Source organism: Microbacterium sp. BE35 (assembly GCF_031457705.1).
GTDB lineage: Bacteria > Actinomycetota > Actinomycetes > Actinomycetales > Microbacteriaceae > Microbacterium > Microbacterium trichothecenolyticum.
Genome location: NZ_JAVDXD010000002.1, coordinates 1,067,893 through 1,082,817, shown reverse-complemented (window position 1 = coordinate 1,082,817; position 14,925 = coordinate 1,067,893). Strand labels below are relative to the sequence as shown.

The window sequence follows — 14,925 nt, the reverse complement described above, 5'->3', positions numbered from 1 at the left end:
TTCAGCCGGGGCGGTCGGCCTTCTCCAGCCGGATGGCGGCGCGCACCGCCTCTCGTGCGCGACGGCGGTCGCCGGCGGCGTCGTAGGCGAGTCCGAGCCGGTACCACGCCCGCCAGTCGTCGGGGTGGGCCTCGACGTCGGCGCGGTACACCGGGAACACGGCGTCCCCGTCCTCGCGCATCACGCGGCCGCTCGGACGCACGGCGACCTCCTCCTGCGGGAGAGCGTCCTCGGCCTCGAGCCGTTTGCCGAGCCGCTGCGCACGCACGCCGAACCACAGCTCCCGCCCGAGCGCCCACGCGGCGATGAGCGGCAGGACGACGAGCGCCGCGCCCATCGCGATGCCCACGGGGTCGCCGCTCACGAGCAGCAGCCACGCCCGCTGCCCGACGAGCACGATGTACAGCGCGAGCAGCGCCGCCATGACGGCGACGCCGATGCGCGCGCTCATGCCCCCGTCGCGCGGGCGACCTGGCCGGGCACGCCGCCCTCGTCGACGGGGCGCCCGTCGGGCTGAGACGTGCGGCGACCGACGCCGATGTCGATCAGGCTGTCGAGGCCGACGGTGACTCCCGAGGCGTCCCGAGCGGCGGCAAGGGCGAGACGGATGCCGGGACCGTACGCCTGCGCCGGCTCCACGGTGTCGTGCACGATGGTGAGCGACTCCCCCGCCCCCGACAGGATCGTCTCCTGGCGTGCGACGACGCCCGGGCGGCGCAGCGAGTGGATCGGCACGCTCGCGACCTGCTGGCCGCGGGCGCGCTGGTCGACGTGGGGCGACTCGACCGGGCCGACGCCGTCGCGCGCGGCGGCGATGAGCTCGGCCGTGCGCACGGCGGTGCCACTGGGCGAGTCGATCTTGGTCTCGCGGTGCGCCTCGACGATCTCGATCGACGGGAAGAACGGCGCCGCGGCGGCCGCGAGCGCCGAGCCCAGCACCGAGCCGAGCGAGAAGTTGGGGATGAAGACCGCGCCCGTGCCGGCGGCCTCGACGAGCGGGCGGACCAGCGCGATGCGCTCGGCCGACCAGCCGGAGGTGCCGATGAGCACGTTGATGCCGCGCTCGATCGCGGCGCGGACGACGTCGATCGACACGGCGGGCGTCGACGCATCGACCACCAGGTCCGCGCCGTCGAGCTCCGACAGCTCCGACCGGGACGACAGCACCCCGGCGACCTCGAAACCTGGTTCGGCGTCGACCACGTCGCGGATGATCGCTCCGAGCTTTCCGGTGCCTCCGACGATGGCCACGCGTGTCGTCATGCCTCCATCCTAGGCGGGGGCCGGAGAGCAGCCGGGCCGCGCGGCAGCGGCTGACGCCTACTCTGGAGGCGTGGTGACTCTCCGACCCTCCCCCGTCGATGCGCCCGACGCCCACGACCTCCTCGCCGAGTACTTCCGGATCCGCACCGAGGGATTCGCCGACCAGGGCGTCGCGTATCGGACGACCTTCCCCGATCCGGCGGCCTTCCTGCCTCCCGCCGGCGTCTTCGTCGTGCTCGACGATGACGAGGGCGTCGCACAGGGCTGCGGCGGCATCCGTCTCATCCCCGAAGGGCCGCTCGGCCCGCGGTACGAGCTGAAGCACCTGTACCTGCGGCCGGTCACACGCGGGCGCGGGTGGGGGCGCCTGCTCGTCGAGGACCTCATCGAACGCGCCCGCGGATTCGGCGCCGCCGAGCTCGTACTCGACACGCACCACTCGCTCGAGGCAGCCGGCGCACTCTACGCGCGCACCGGATTCGTCGCGATCGAGCCCTACAACGACAACCCGAACGCGTCCCGCTGGTACGGCAAGGTGCTCTGAGCACCGAGGCGGGTCAGACGGGGTAGACCTCGGGCAGGCCCGTCCGCAGCTCGACCGGCAGGTGCGCGAGGTCGTTGTGCGACAGCAGCGTCCATGGACGCCCCTGCTTCTGTGCGATGACGGTCAGCCCGCAGTGCGCCTGGTTGAGCGTCATCCAGCGCCAGTCGGGCGCCTGCAACACCTCGCGCACGAACCACGCGATCACGAAGTTGTGCGTGATCAGGAGTTCGTGCACCTCGCCGCGCTTGCGCGCCAGGAACTCGCTCGTCGCGTCCGACATCTGGGCGCGACCCGCCTCGACCTCGGCTTCGGTGATCGAGCCGAAGAACGGCTCGAAAGCGGCGGGGGTCTCGTCTGTCATGCCCGTCGGCACGCAGTCGAACAGCAGGGCGGACGGTTCGGGCGTGAGCGACGGCATCCGTTCGGCGACCGCGCGAGCCGTCTGGCTGGCGCGTTCGAGCGGCGAATGCCACAGCGCGTCGAACGGCACCCCGGAGAGCCGGTCCGCCAGCAGCGCCGCCTGCCGGCGGCCCCGAGGCGACAGCGGTCCGTCGACGAGTCCGTGCTCGGCGTCCTGATGTTCGCCATGCCGCACGAGGTAGATGTAGTGCGTCACGCAGTTCACTCCGTCGGGGATCGCGTGCCCTGGGGAAGGCACAGCATCCAGCCTACGACACCTCGTCGGGGCGGTTCAGCGACTGTGGACGGCGAGTCTCAAGCGCCGGTGGGTCTACTCCGAGGCGCGTCCGATGTCGGCCAGCTGGCTGCGGCTGAGGCGGACGCCGACGCCCTGGACGAGCTCCTCGACGTGCTGCGGCGCGTACGCGTTCACGATGGGCCCGGTGACGAGCTTCTGCGAGAGCAGCCAGGCGACGGCGACCGCCGCATCGGGAACACCCAGCTCGGCGCCGACGGCGTCGAGCGCGCGCAGCGTCCGGCTCCCCCGGCGGTTGAGGTTGGCCGCCAGCTGCGCCCCTCGCACCGAGAGGGCGCCGCGGATCTTCGAGCGCTGCCGGCCCGCGAGGAAGCCGTGCTCCAGCGCGTGCGACGGGGTCACCGCCATGCCCTGCGCCCCGGCGACGAGACGCAGATCGGCGTCGAACTCGTGGCGGCGCAGCACGTTGAACGGGACGTCGAGCACGGTGATCCGGGGGTAGCCCGCCGACGCGAAGATGCGCGCCTCGACGAGTTGCGCGGCGCTGTAGCCGATGGCGCCGAGCGCCCGCACCTTGCCGGTCTCGACGAGCCACTCCGCCGTGGCGAGCGTGTCTTCGAGCGACGAGGAGCGATCGGTCGTCGCATCGAGGTAGAGCACGTCGATGCGGTCGGTGCGCAGCCGGGTCAGTGAAGCCTCGACGGCGCGCACCAGGTTGACCGGGCCGAGACCGGGGTTGTCTGCGTGACCGCCGACGCGGACCGCGAGCACGATGTCGTCGCGAAGACCGCGCGACTGCAGCCACTGGCCGATGATGTGCTCGCTGCGACCGCTGGAGTAGCTGTCGGCGGTGTGCACGGTGTTGCCGCCCAGCTCGGCATACGTGTCGAGGATCGCATGGCTCGACTCGAGGTCGACGTTCCACCCGAACTCGGCGGCGCCGAGGATCAGCGGGAAGATGTGCGAGCCGCTCTCGCCGAGCGCGACGCGAACGTTGCTGCCGATCGAGGGGCCCTGCACGGGGATCGGAGCGGAGGGGTGCGGGCCGCGCACGACGGCGCCCGGCTGCGTGGATGCGGCATCCGGACTCGACGATGGGAGCGTCGAGTCAACGCCGAAGTAAGCCATGTGCCACCCCCTCACGAGATCCCCGCGGGACTCGTGATCACTGTGCGCGCCCCCCGGCGCTTACACACAGGGTAGGCCAGTCCGGACAGGGCGCCGCTCACTGAGGCGAACTATGGATAAACATTACATAACGCTTTGGTCACAAGGGCTGATCCCCAGGGGATACGTCCCCTGCCCGGTGGACAACGTGCGCGAAGCCCTACCGGACGACGCACGACGGATGCCCGCCCCCTCTCGGGGACGGGCATCCGTGATCCGACGACCGGGTTTCACCGGACGGCGAGGCGTCAGCCTTCGGCGGGAGCCTCCGGGCCCTCGCTGGCCGCGGCGCGACCCTCCTGGTCAGCAGCCTCCTCGAGCACCGGCTCGAGCGAGAGCTTGCCGCGGTCGTCGATCTTCGTGATCTTGACGAGCAGCTTCTGACCCACGGAGAGCACGTCGTCGACGTTCTCCACGCGCTTGCCGCCGGCGAGCTTGCGGACCTCGCTGACGTGCAGCAGGCCGTCCTTTCCAGGCAGCAGCGAGATGAACGCGCCGAACGTCGCGATCTTGACGACCGTTCCGAGGAACTGCTCGCCGACCTCCGGGTTGGTGGGGTTGGCGATCGCGTTGACCTGGGCCCGAGCGGCCTCGGCCGAGGGGCCGTCGGTCGCGCCGATGTAGACGGTGCCGTCCTCCTCGATGGAGATCTGCGCGCCGGTCTCGTCCTGGATGGCGTTGATCGTCTTGCCCTTCGGGCCGATCAGCTCGCCGATCTTGTCGACCGGGATCTGCACGCTGATGACGCGCGGGGCGGTCGGTGCCATCTCGTCCGGGCCGTCGATCGCGGCGTTGAGCACGCCCAGAATCGTGAGGCGCGCGTCCTTGGCCTGCGTGAGCGCGGCGGCGAGCACCGACGACGGGATGCCGTCGAGCTTCGTGTCGAGCTGGATCGCGGTGACGAACTCGCTCGTGCCGGCGACCTTGAAGTCCATGTCACCGAGGGCGTCCTCGGCGCCGAGGATGTCGGTCAGCGCGGCGTAGCGCGTCTGGCCGTCGACCTCGTCCGACACGAGACCCATCGCGATGCCGGCGACGGGGGCGCGCAACGGCACACCCGCGTTCAGCAGCGACAGGGTCGAGGCGCACACCGAGCCCATCGACGTCGAGCCGTTCGAGCCGAGAGCCTCGGACACCTGGCGGATCGCGTACGGGAACTCCTCGCGGCTGGGCAGCACCGGCACGAGCGCGCGCTCGGCCAGGAAGCCGTGCCCGATCTCGCGACGCTTCGGGCTGCCGACACGGCCGGTCTCACCGGTCGAGTAGGGCGGGAAGTTGTAGTGGTGCATGTAGCGCTTGCTCGTGACGGGCGACAGCGAGTCGATCTGCTGCTCCATCTTGAGCATGTTCAGCGTGGTGACGCCCAGGATCTGGGTCTCGCCGCGCTGGAAGATCGCCGAGCCGTGGACGCGCGGGATGACCTGCACCTCGGCGTCGAGCGGACGGATGTCGGCCAGGCCGCGCCCGTCGATGCGGACCCCCTCGGCGAGGATGCGGCCGCGCACGATCTTCTTCGTGACGGACTTGTATGCGGCGCTGAACTCGAGCGTCGCGACCGCGGGAAGATCGCCTGCCTCGACGGCGGCGAGCAGCTCGGCCTTGACGGCGTCCTTGATCGCGTCGTCGGCGTTCTGGCGCTCCTGCTTGTCGGCGATCTGGTACACCGGCACGAGCTGGTCGTACGCGCGACCGGCCACGAAGTCATAGACCTCCTGGCTGTACTGCGGGAAGACCGGGTACGGCTGGATCTCCTTCGCCGCGGCGTTCGCCACGACGTTCTGCGCCGCGACGAGCTCCTTGATGAAGGGCTTCGAGGCCTCGAGGCCCTGCGCGACGATCTCTTCGCTCGGCTTGGTGGCGCCGGCCTTGATGAGGTTCCAGCTGTGCTCGGTGGCCTCGGCCTCGACCATCATGATCGCGACGTCGCCATCGGGCAGGACGCGACCGGCGACGATGAGGTCGAACACGGCCTCCTCGAGCTGCGTGACGGTCGGGAACGCGATCCACTGGTCGGAGTGCTCGCCGTGACCCGGGATGAGCGCGAGGCGCACACCGGCGATCGGGCCCGAGAACGGCAGGCCCGAGATCTGGGTCGACAGCGAGGCCGCGTTGATCGCGAGCGCGTCGTAGAACTCGCCCGGCGCGATGGAGAGCACCGTGACGACGATCTGCACCTCGTTGCGGAGACCGTCGACGAACGACGGGCGCAGCGGGCGGTCGATGAGACGGCAGACGAGGATCGCCTCGGTCGAGGGGCGGCCCTCGCGACGGAAGAACGAACCGGGGATCTTGCCCGCAGCATACGAACGCTCTTCGACGTCGACGGTCAGCGGGAAGAAGTCGAAGCCCTCGCGAGGCGACTTGCCGGCACTGGTCGCCGACAGGAGCATCGTCTCCTCGTCGAGGTACGCGGCGACGGCACCCTGTGCCTGCTGCGCGAGTCGTCCGGTCTCGAACCGGACGGTGCGGGTGCCGAAGCGGCCGTTGTCGAGAACGGCCTCAGCGGCGGTGATTTCAGGACCTTCCAAGAGGTCTCTCCTTCTTTGTTTAGGCTCGCACGCGCGTTTCGCGCACGAGCTTGTGCGAAGGAGCAGGAACAGGCAGATCTCGGCGCGCGGGGGTGCCGCGGGGTTCGCCAGCGCTGGTCACCAGTAGAAGATCACCCGACGTCGTCCGGCGGGGAATCCACCACAGGGGACCAGCTTCCTGCCGGCCTGCTCCGTGTAGCTCACATATGGAATTGAGCGGTTGCCACACGGCAACCCGCCCAAGCCTATCAGCAGCGCCTCGGATAGCCCCCCACCCTGGCGAGCGTCCGATGCCGCGCCTAGGGTGGGGGCATGAGCACCGACGAGAAGCCGGCGTCTGCGGCATCCGAAGAGATGAAGCGCAAGTTCAAGGAAGCACTCGACAAGAAGAACGCGAATCACCGCGAGGGCGAGTCCCACATGGATGGCGACTCGGCGATCCACGGCACGCACGGCGCGGTCACGAAGCGCGAGTTCCGTCGCAAGAGCGGATAGGAGCAAGGCCATGGTCTTCGACCCGACGTTCCACGAGATCTCGAACGAGGCCGACGAGCTGCCCGACCTGGACGGTCAGGACGACGGCCCTCCCGTCGCGGGCGCCATCGAGCAAGACGAGTTGCCGCCGTACGGCGAGGAGTGATCGCGAGAAGGCCATGAGCGACTTCCGAGAGCGGATCCCCGACGACGAGCGCGACGTGCCCGTCGACGACAGCGTGGAGTTCGAGCTCCCGCCGCCGACCATCGACCCCCTCGAGGCGGTCGAAGAGGATGTCGACGAGCTCGAGCTCGAGGAGCGCGAGTCGGCCATCGAGGCCGGCGAGATCGCCCCGGACGACTGAACGGGCGGGCGCGGGTTCGACCCGCGCCCGCCCGTGCCGTCGGATCAGCGAGAGAGCAGCTCCTCGCGCTGGCGGGCGCGGCGCTCCTTGGCTTCCGCCTCGCTGATCGCAGCCTCCTCGAGGCCCTGCACGCCGACCGCGTCCGTGGCGGGCGACATCCCGTCGTGGCCGTCGCCCGACAGGGTCGTCTCGTCGAACGGCAGCTCCCCGGCGAGCACGCGGCGCGCGCGGGAGGCGTCGAACTCCTTCGTCCATGTGCCGATCAGCACCGTGGCGACGGCGTTGCCGGTGAAGTTCGTGAGCGCACGGCCCTCCGACATGAACCGGTCGATGCCGACGATGACGCCGACGCCGTTCACGAGATCGGGCCGGTACGCCTGCAGACCGCCGGCGAGTGTCGCCAGGCCCGCACCGGTGACGCCGGCTGCGCCCTTCGAGGCGATGATCATGAAGACGAGAAGGCCGATCTGCTGGCCGATCGACATCGGGGCGCCCATGCCGCTCGCGATGAACAGCGAGGCCATCGTCAGGTAGATCGCGGTGCCGTCGAGGTTGAACGAGTACCCGGTCGGCACGGTGATGCCCACCACCGGCTTCGAGACACCGAGGTGTTCCATCTTCGCGATGAGGCGGGGCAGCGCCGATTCGGACGATGACGTGCCGACGATCAGCAAGTACTCGCGCGCCAGGTACTTGATGAGGCTGAAGATGTTCACGCGGGTGACGGCGTACAGCAGCGTGCCGAGGACTCCCACGATGAACAGCACGCACGTGATGTAGAACGCGATCATCAGCGTGCCGAGGGCCCAGATCGCGGCGATGCCGGTGTTGCCGACCACTGCGGCGATGGCGCCGAAGGCTCCGATCGGCGCGAGCCACAGGATCATGCCGAGGATGCGGAAGACCAGCGCCTGCAGGTGCTTCACCGCGTTCATGATGGGCGTGCCCTTGTCGCCCATCTGCTGCAGCGCGAAGCCGACGAGGAGAGCGATGAAGAGGACCTGCAGCACGCTCTCGCCGGTGAAGGCCGAGAAGAACGTCGCAGGGATGATGCCGAGGATGAACTCCTGCGTGGTCTTCGCCTCGGCGGTCGCCTCGTATGTGGCGTTCGCCATGTTCAGACCTTCGCCCGGGTGCAGCAGGTTGCCGACGACGAGGCCGATGGCGAGTGCGAACGTCGACATCACCATGAAGTACAGCAGCGCGAGACCGCCGATCTTGCCGACGGTGGCCGCTTTCGCGATGGAACCGACGCCCACCACGATCGTGCAGAAGATGATCGGCGCGATCATCATCTTGATGAGGGCGACGAAGCCCTCGCCGAGCGGTTTGAGCGCGACTCCGACGTCGGGCCAGACCAGCCCGACGATCGCGCCCAGAACGACGGCGGCGATGACCGAGAGGTAGAGCCAGGTGTGCTTGTCCCACGCCTGCTTGCCACGTCTCCAGTTGAAGCCGGGCAGCGTGAAGGACGTGGTGCGGGTTGAGAGAGCCATCATTGCCTCCTGCGGGATGAAACGGCGGTGTTTCCGCGGTGCCGCTCGAGAGTGCGGCGTGTGAGACAGCGTGCGCGTCTCGGAGGCGACCGGCGATTTACGGTCGTATTGGTCGCACCCGCGGACTCCCGCCTGCCGCCCTCGGCAGACGAGGATGGAGGCGGCGGCATCGACGAGGAGGGCCATGTCAGCGAAGACGCAGCGGGGCAGCGCGGCATCGCGCGTGTTCGTCGTCGTCGCCGTCTCGGCAGCCGTGATCGTCGCCGCCCTCGCCGCCGTGCTCGTGCTCGACGCGGAGCGCTCCGAACGGAACGAGGCCGAGGAGGTGACGCGGGCGGTCGCGTCGTCCCTCGCGTCGCTGCCCGAGGTGGCTCAGTCCCTGAGCGCGCCCGACCCTTCGGAGGCGCTGCAGCCGCTCGCGGCTGACGTGATGGCGCAGACAGGCCTGGACTTCGTCACGATCATGACCCCGGACGGCATCCGAGTCAGCCACCGCGACCCCGCCGAGATCGGCCGGCACTACCTCGGCACGATCCCGAGCACGCCGAGCGTCTTCACCGAGGAGTTCACGGGCACGCTGGGCCCGTCGGTGCGGACGATCGTGCCGGTGACCGCCGAGGGCGAACTCGTCGGCTGGGTCTCGGTCGGCGTCACGATCGGCAGCATCTGGTCGAAGATCCTGCCGCGGCTGCCCTTCGTCGTGTCGATCGCACTGGCCCTGCTCGCGGCGGGCCTCGTGGGCGCGTGGCTCGCCCGCCGCACGACTCGGCGCGTTGCAGGCGACCTGCCCGCCGGGACGATCCGCGACGCGGTCGCCTCGTACGAGTCCGTGCGGACGCTCGGCGAGGCGCTGCGCGCGCAGACCCACGAGCACGGCAACCGCATGCACACCGCGGTGTCGCTGCTCGAGCTCGGCCGCACCGGCGAGGCGATCGAGATCCTCACCGAGACGTCGCGCCAGAGCCAGGAACTCGTCGACCAGGTGGCTGCGCGGCGTGGCGGCGACCCCACCGTGGGGGCGCTGCTGCTCGGCAAGGCGGCCCAGGCACGTGAGCGCGGCATCGAGTGGTCGGCCGAGATCGACCCGGACGCGCCACGAAGCGTGCTGTCGCCCGTCGACGCGGTGTCGGTGGTCGGCAATCTCATCGACAACGCGATGGATGCTGCGGCCGCAGCGGAGGCGCCCCGCTGGGTGCGGGTCGTGTTCGGGAGGACGCCCTCCTCCCCCGCGTCGCTGCGTATGGAGGTGTCGGACAGCGGCACCGGCGTTCCCGCGGCGCTGCGAGAGCGCATCTACGAGCACGGCTTCACCACCAAGCCCGGCGGAGCCGAGGGACGCGGTGTGGGCCTCGCGCTCGTCCGCTCGATCGTGGCGAGCGCAGGCGGTCGGCTGGAGCTGCGCGACGACCCGACGGTCTTCGTGGTCACCCTCCCGGCGAGGCCGACATGATCCGCGTCCTCCTCGTCGACGACGACGCGCTCACGCTCGAACTGCACCGGGACTACCTCGCGCGCCTGGACGACTTCGAGGCCGTCGCCGAGTGCACGGGCGCTCGTGCTGCGATCGACGCCGTGCTGGAGCGCGGGGACGAGATCGACCTCGTGCTGCTGGACGTCACGATGCCCGACGGCACAGGGCTGGACGTGCTGCGGCACGTGCGCGCCCGCGGCGCCGCCGTCGACGTCATCGCGATCACGGGCGTCCGTGACGCCGACGTCGTGCGGCAGATGGTGTCGCTCGGCGTCGCTCAGTACCTCGTCAAGCCGTTCACCTTCGCAGTCTTCCGCGAGCGCCTGGAGCAGTACCGCGAGTTCCGGCGGCGCGCGGCCGAGGCTGCGGGTGCACCGACGCAGGCTGAGATCGACGCGCTCCTCGGGGCGCTTCGACCCGCGACCCGGGTGGCGCTGCCGAAGGGCCTCTCCGCCGACACGCTCGCCCGCATCAGCGACGAGGTGCGCGAGCGCGGCCCCGTCTCGGCCGCGGAGGCCGCGGCGCGGCTGGGGATGTCGCGCGTCGCCGCTCGTCGCTACCTCGAGCACCTCGTGACGGAGGGCCGCGCGCAGCGCGCGGCGCGCTACGGCACGCGCGGCCGGCCGGAGTCCGAGTACGCGTGGGCGCAGCATCCGTCCCTTCCGTAAGGCGAACAGCGACGAAACATCGCGCTCACGCGCGATTCAGGGATGACGGCAGGACCTCAGCGGTATAGCTTCGGCACCGAAGGGGCCGAACCGGGGGTGCGGTGGACTGGGCACCGCACACTCCGACGCGCATCCGCGCGACAGGTCCGCAAGCGACGGAGGATGCATGTACCAGGACGAGGCGCTCCAGCCCACCTTCACCCGAGCCGGCGAGGCGACGACCGCGAGATACAACGTCATCCCCGAGGGAGAGATGCTGCCCGAGACGGCGTACCGCGTGATCCGGGACCAGACGATGCTGGACGGCAACGCACGCTTGAATCTCGCGACCTTCGTCGGCACGTGGATGGACGACTACGCCAACCGGCTCGCCGTGGACTCCGCCGACAAGAACATGATCGACAAGGACGAGTATCCCGCCACGGCTGCGATCGAGGAGTGCTGCTGGCGCATCCTCGGCGACCTGTGGAACGTGCCCGACAACGACGACGTGATCGGCACGTCGACCATCGGCTCGTCGGAGGCGTGCATGCTCGGCGGCCTCGCACTCAAGCGTCGCTGGCAGCACGCACGTCGCGCGGCAGGGAAGTCCACCGAGAAGCCGAACCTCATCATGAGCTCGGCGGTCCAGGTGTGCTGGGAGAAGTTCTGCAACTACTTCGACGTCGAGATGCGGCTGATCCCCGTGACCGCGGAGCACCCGCTGATGGACGGCACGGGGCTGGAGGACTACGTCGACGAGAACACGATCGGCGTCGTCGCGATCGTGGGTGTCACCTACACGGGCGCGTACGAGCCGGTGAAGGCCATCGCCGCGAAGCTCGACGAGATCCAGGAGAAGACCGGGCTCGACATCCCGATGCACGTCGACGGCGCATCGGGTGCCATGATCGCGCCGTTCCTGCAGCCCGACCTCGAGTGGGACTTCCGTGTGGAGCGCGTGCAGTCCATCAACACGTCGGGCCACAAGTACGGGCTCGTGTATCCGGGGGTCGGCTGGGTGGTGTGGCGCAACGCCGCGGCGCTGCCCGACGACCTCGTCTTCAAGGTGAGCTACCTGGGCGGTTCGATGCCCACCTTCGCGCTCAACTTCTCGCGTCCGGGCACGCAGGTGCTGCTGCAGTACTTCCGGTTCCTCCGGCTCGGCCGCGCCGGCTACACCGCGATCCAGCAGGCCTCGCAGGACGTCGCCGTGTACCTCTCGTCGGGGGTCGCCGAACTCGACGCGTTCGAGCTGCTCAGCGACGGCACCGACATCCCCGTGTTCGCCTGGCGGCTCACCCCGGGCCACACCGACAAGTGGACGCTGTACCACCTGTCGGAGCGACTGCGGATCAAGGGATGGCTCGTCCCCGCGTATCCGCTGTCGGGCGAGCTGTCGGATCAGACGGTGATGCGCATCGTGTGTCGCAACGGGCTCAGCCGCGACCTCGCCGAGGACCTGCTGAAGGACATCCGCAGCGAGACCGAGTTCCTCGACTCGCTCGAGAGTCCCATGCCCCACCCCGGCATCGGCCCCAGCTTCCACCATTGAGCGCGCGACGACCGCTGGACCCGACCGCGCGGCGGATCGGGCGACTCCGGCGGGAGTCCTGGGGCTTCGCAGTCGGGTCGGCGCTGTTCTTCATCGGCGTCGTCCCGGCCTACGCCGCGTGGGCGGGTCCGGTCGGCGCCAACGTCACGTTCTTCGCGGGATCGATCTTCTTCACCACGGCGGGTCTGATCCAGCTCCTGCTGAGCGGGCGCCGCGCGCCTGACGCGCGCATGAACCGGGCGGACCGCGTCGACTGGTGGGCCGCCGCCATCCAGTTCGCCGGCACGCTCCTGTTCAACGTGTCGACCGCGGCCGCCCTCATCGCCGCGATCACGGATCCGGACTACGTCGGGGCCGGATGGCGGCCTGACGCGTGGGGCTCCGCGGCCTTCCTCGTCTCCAGCGTCCTGGCGGTCGTGGCGACGAAGGACCGGGGAACGCTGTGGGATCGCGACGCGCGCACATGGCACGGCACCGGCCTCAACCTGCTGGGGTCGATCGCCTTCGGGGTGTCGGCGGTCGCCGCGTTCGTGCTGCCGTCGACCGGCGAGCTCGTGAGCCCGCTGTGGGCGAACCTCGGCACGGGCGTCGGCGCGCTCTGCTTCTTCGCGGCGGCCCTCCTCGCCCGCCGTACGATCGGCGAGGCGGAGTGAAAGGACGAAGCGGATGCCTCATCCGGCGTGCACGCGAGCAGGCACGTCGCCGGGTCCGCCGATGAGCACGTAGTCCGTGTGCTTGGCGACGAGCCCGTCGCCGGCCGTGCGTCCCTGGAGCCGTCGCCACACCCACGGCAGGGCGTCCCGGCGCAGCCACGTGCCCGGCAGCACCCGGTCGTCGTCGGCGTGCAGGCTCGCGTCGAGCTCACCGAGCGCTTCGGCGTCGGGCACCCCGAGCGCCTCGGCCGCGCGGTAGGCGAGGTACCGGTGGCCGCGCGGACGCAGGTGCACCTTGTCGTCGGCCCAGAGGTCGAGGTCGCCGATGGCGGGGAGCCCGCGCGCGTCGAGGAACGCGTCGGTGTCGAGCAGCACCGCGCCGGTGGCCGCGGCGATCCGGCGCAGCTCCGACGAGAACACCGCGAACCGGCGGGCGAACAGCCGCGCAGGGCGCCGACGCGGGAGGAAGGGCGTCACGAGGAGCACGTCGATTCCGGCGCTGCGCAGCTCCCTCACGGACTGTTCCAGCTCGCACGCGACGGCGATCGGGTCGACGCGGCGCCCGACGAGGTCGTTGGCGCCGACGAGGATCGACACCAGCTGCGGCCGCAGGGCCAGCGCCTGCGGCACCTGCTCGCTCACGACGTGCCGCACGCGGCGGCTTCGCACCGCGAGGTTGGCGTAGCCGAACGGCTCGCCCGCACGGCCGGCGTGCGCGAGCAGCTGTGCGAGTCGGTCCGCCCACCCGCGGTACTGCCCCGTCGGCATGCGCGAGACGTCGCAGAGCCCCTCGGTGATCGAGTCGCCGAGCGCGACGAACCGCGACCACGAGCCCCGCGGAGCAGGTGTCGGAAGCGCCGGCCGGGTCGCCGCACGCTGGGGCTGCGCGTCGTCGATGGGGCGCAGCATCCGTGCCTCGTCATAGTGCTCGACCAGGCGGCTGCAGACGGCGTGCCACGTGCGCTCGCGCACCGACTCGTGAGCCGCGGCGGCGAACGCACGGCGCTTGCCGTCGTCGCCGATGAGATCGGCGACGCGGGCGCGCAGATCGACCAGGTCTCCGGGCCGGTAGAGCCAGCCGTCGACCGAGGATCGCACCAGGTCGACGGGTCCGCCGACGCCGGTCGCCACGACGGGCACGCCGCTGGCGAGCGCCTCCTGGATGGTCTGCCCGAACGTCTCGCTCTCGCCGGGGTGCACGAACACGTCGAAGCTCGCGAGCGCCTCGGCGAGCGCGGGTCCGGTGAGATGCCCGGTGAAGACGGCGTCGGGCAGCGCGCGTTCGAGCGCCGGTCGTGAGGGTCCGTCACCGACGATGACGAGGCGCGTCCGCGGGAGCCCGGCGAGCGCCGCGAGATCCTCGACCTGCTTCTCGGGCGCGAGGCGGCCGACGTAGCCGACGATCGCGTGGCCCCGCGCGACGCGCGCGCGCCAGCCGTCGCTGCGCCGCTCGGGACCGAAGCGCTCGGCATCGACGCCGCGCCCCCAGCGACGGAGGCGGTCCACGCCGAGCTCCTCGAGCTGCTGCAGCGACGCGGTCGACGGCGCCAGGGTGAGCGTCGCCCGTCGGTGCAGCCGCCCGATGTGGCGTCCGACGAGCGCGGCGGCCTGCGGCATCCCGTACTTCTGCGCGTACGCGACCACGTCGGTCTGGTACACGGCGACGGAGGGCACGCGCAGCGCATCGGCGGCCGCGAGCCCCTGCCAGCCGAGCACGAACGGCGACGCCAGGTGCACGACATCAGGCCGGAACTCGCGGAGGATCGCCGTCAGCCGGGCGGCGCGCGCGAACACCACGCGCACCTCCGGATACGACGGCAGTGGCGCCGAGCGCAGCAGCTCGGTGCGCGCGCCGTGGAGATCGGTGGTGATCTCACCGGCGCGCGGGGCGATGACGAGGGTCTCGTGTCCTTCCGCGGCCAGATGCCGGAGGACCTGGAGCACCGATCCCGTCACCCCGTTCATGTGGGGCAGGAACGATTCGGCGAGCAGTGCGACTCTCACGCCTCCAGCGTGACGCGACGGATGAAGACGGATGCCGCGAACCGGCGTCCGTGCGGAAGAGTTCACCGGATGCACCGCGGCGGGTCACCGGACGTGCCCCGTT

At 70.6% G+C, this 14,925-nt stretch carries 15 protein-coding genes; 8 read left to right on the top strand and 7 right to left on the bottom strand.

Annotation, left to right across the window (positions count from 1 at the left end; translation table 11 throughout):
• Position 1: 1 nt before the first annotated feature.
• Together J2Y46_RS10965 and J2Y46_RS10960 are read right to left on the bottom strand one after the other, a co-directional pair.
• Complete coding sequence (locus tag J2Y46_RS10965) at positions 2–451, bottom strand: hypothetical protein (RefSeq protein ID WP_310242253.1); 450 nt, start codon at positions 449–451, stop codon at positions 2–4.
• Positions 448–1,263 (bottom strand): dihydrodipicolinate reductase C-terminal domain-containing protein, encoded by an 816-nt coding sequence (locus tag J2Y46_RS10960; protein WP_310242251.1) that lies wholly within the window; start codon positions 1,261–1,263, stop codon positions 448–450. Before J2Y46_RS10960 ends, J2Y46_RS10965 begins: the two co-directional genes overlap by 4 nt.
• Before the next feature lie 70 nt (positions 1,264–1,333).
• Here J2Y46_RS10960 and J2Y46_RS10955 point away from each other — a divergent pair, with 70 nt between their 5' ends.
• Entirely contained in the window at positions 1,334–1,807 is a 474-nt protein-coding gene (locus J2Y46_RS10955) for a GNAT family N-acetyltransferase (protein ID WP_310242249.1), read from the top strand.
• Positions 1,808–1,820: 13 nt separating this feature from the next.
• On the opposite strand, the gene J2Y46_RS10950 is transcribed toward J2Y46_RS10955, so the two are convergent.
• The 3 genes from J2Y46_RS10950 to J2Y46_RS10940 form a co-directional block, all read right to left on the bottom strand.
• Complete coding sequence (locus tag J2Y46_RS10950) at positions 1,821–2,423, bottom strand: histidine phosphatase family protein (protein ID WP_045297294.1); 603 nt, start codon at positions 2,421–2,423, stop codon at positions 1,821–1,823.
• Between the two features lie 114 nt (positions 2,424–2,537).
• A complete protein-coding gene (locus tag J2Y46_RS10945) occupies positions 2,538–3,590 on the bottom strand; it encodes an aldo/keto reductase (protein WP_045297295.1) in 1,053 nt (350 codons plus the stop codon).
• Between the two features lie 287 nt (positions 3,591–3,877).
• Entirely contained in the window at positions 3,878–6,157 is a 2,280-nt protein-coding gene (locus J2Y46_RS10940; RefSeq protein ID WP_045297296.1) for a polyribonucleotide nucleotidyltransferase, read from the bottom strand.
• A 312-nt stretch (positions 6,158–6,469) separates the two neighbouring features.
• Here J2Y46_RS10940 and J2Y46_RS10935 point away from each other — a divergent pair, with 312 nt between their 5' ends.
• The 3 genes from J2Y46_RS10935 to J2Y46_RS10925 are packed head-to-tail and all read left to right on the top strand — an operon-like array spanning position 6,470 to position 6,996.
• Positions 6,470–6,652 (top strand): DUF5302 domain-containing protein, encoded by a 183-nt coding sequence (locus J2Y46_RS10935; RefSeq protein WP_045297298.1) that lies wholly within the window; start codon positions 6,470–6,472, stop codon positions 6,650–6,652.
• A 10-nt stretch (positions 6,653–6,662) separates the two neighbouring features.
• Complete coding sequence (locus J2Y46_RS10930; RefSeq protein ID WP_310242245.1) at positions 6,663–6,797, top strand: hypothetical protein; 135 nt, start codon at positions 6,663–6,665, stop codon at positions 6,795–6,797.
• A 13-nt stretch (positions 6,798–6,810) separates the two neighbouring features.
• Positions 6,811–6,996 (top strand): hypothetical protein, encoded by a 186-nt coding sequence (locus J2Y46_RS10925; protein ID WP_045297299.1) that lies wholly within the window; start codon positions 6,811–6,813, stop codon positions 6,994–6,996.
• Between the two features lie 44 nt (positions 6,997–7,040).
• Here the strand turns inward: J2Y46_RS10925 and J2Y46_RS10920 are convergent, their stop codons facing one another.
• Entirely contained in the window at positions 7,041–8,492 is a 1,452-nt protein-coding gene (locus tag J2Y46_RS10920; RefSeq protein WP_310242244.1) for a cation:dicarboxylate symporter family transporter, read from the bottom strand.
• A 184-nt stretch (positions 8,493–8,676) separates the two neighbouring features.
• Here J2Y46_RS10920 and J2Y46_RS10915 point away from each other — a divergent pair, with 184 nt between their 5' ends.
• The 4 genes from J2Y46_RS10915 to J2Y46_RS10900 all read left to right on the top strand — a co-directional run bounded on the left by J2Y46_RS10915 (position 8,677) and on the right by J2Y46_RS10900 (position 12,818).
• Positions 8,677–9,942: an ATP-binding protein gene (locus J2Y46_RS10915; RefSeq protein WP_310242241.1), complete on the top strand. Its 1,266-nt coding sequence runs from the start codon at positions 8,677–8,679 to the stop codon at positions 9,940–9,942.
• Complete coding sequence (locus J2Y46_RS10910) at positions 9,939–10,631, top strand: response regulator (RefSeq protein ID WP_310242240.1); 693 nt, start codon at positions 9,939–9,941, stop codon at positions 10,629–10,631. The genes J2Y46_RS10915 and J2Y46_RS10910 overlap by 4 nt, the downstream gene beginning before the upstream one ends.
• Before the next feature lie 166 nt (positions 10,632–10,797).
• Positions 10,798–12,165: a glutamate decarboxylase gene (locus J2Y46_RS10905; RefSeq protein WP_310242238.1), complete on the top strand. Its 1,368-nt coding sequence runs from the start codon at positions 10,798–10,800 to the stop codon at positions 12,163–12,165.
• Positions 12,162–12,818, top strand: a complete 657-nt coding sequence (locus J2Y46_RS10900) for a hypothetical protein (RefSeq protein ID WP_310242236.1) — start codon at positions 12,162–12,164, stop codon at positions 12,816–12,818. The genes J2Y46_RS10905 and J2Y46_RS10900 overlap by 4 nt, the downstream gene beginning before the upstream one ends.
• A gap of 18 nt (positions 12,819–12,836) precedes the next feature.
• Here J2Y46_RS10900 and J2Y46_RS10895 read toward each other — a convergent pair whose 3' ends face one another.
• Positions 12,837–14,822, bottom strand: coding sequence for a glycosyltransferase (locus tag J2Y46_RS10895; protein WP_310242234.1), 1,986 nt, complete (start codon positions 14,820–14,822; stop codon positions 12,837–12,839).
• Between the last annotated feature and the right edge of the window lie 103 nt (positions 14,823–14,925).

Bases quoted from the DNA above. Each gene is read 5' to 3' on its own strand.
- J2Y46_RS10935 (WP_045297298.1), top strand. From the start codon at position 6,470: ATGAGCACCGACGAGAAGCCGGCGTCTGCGGCATCCGAAGAGATGAAG.
- J2Y46_RS10915 (WP_310242241.1), top strand. From the start codon at position 8,677: ATGTCAGCGAAGACGCAGCGGGGCAGCGCGGCATCGCGCGTGTTCGTC.
- J2Y46_RS10945 (WP_045297295.1), bottom strand. From the start codon at position 3,590: ATGGCTTACTTCGGCGTTGACTCGACGCTCCCATCGTCGAGTCCGGAT.
- J2Y46_RS10930 (WP_310242245.1), top strand. From the start codon at position 6,663: ATGGTCTTCGACCCGACGTTCCACGAGATCTCGAACGAGGCCGACGAG.
- J2Y46_RS10965 (WP_310242253.1), bottom strand. From the start codon at position 451: ATGAGCGCGCGCATCGGCGTCGCCGTCATGGCGGCGCTGCTCGCGCTG.
- J2Y46_RS10905 (WP_310242238.1), top strand. From the start codon at position 10,798: ATGTACCAGGACGAGGCGCTCCAGCCCACCTTCACCCGAGCCGGCGAG.
- J2Y46_RS10920 (WP_310242244.1), bottom strand. From the start codon at position 8,492: ATGGCTCTCTCAACCCGCACCACGTCCTTCACGCTGCCCGGCTTCAAC.
- J2Y46_RS10960 (WP_310242251.1), bottom strand. From the start codon at position 1,263: ATGACGACACGCGTGGCCATCGTCGGAGGCACCGGAAAGCTCGGAGCG.
- J2Y46_RS10910 (WP_310242240.1), top strand. From the start codon at position 9,939: ATGATCCGCGTCCTCCTCGTCGACGACGACGCGCTCACGCTCGAACTG.
- J2Y46_RS10925 (WP_045297299.1), top strand. From the start codon at position 6,811: ATGAGCGACTTCCGAGAGCGGATCCCCGACGACGAGCGCGACGTGCCC.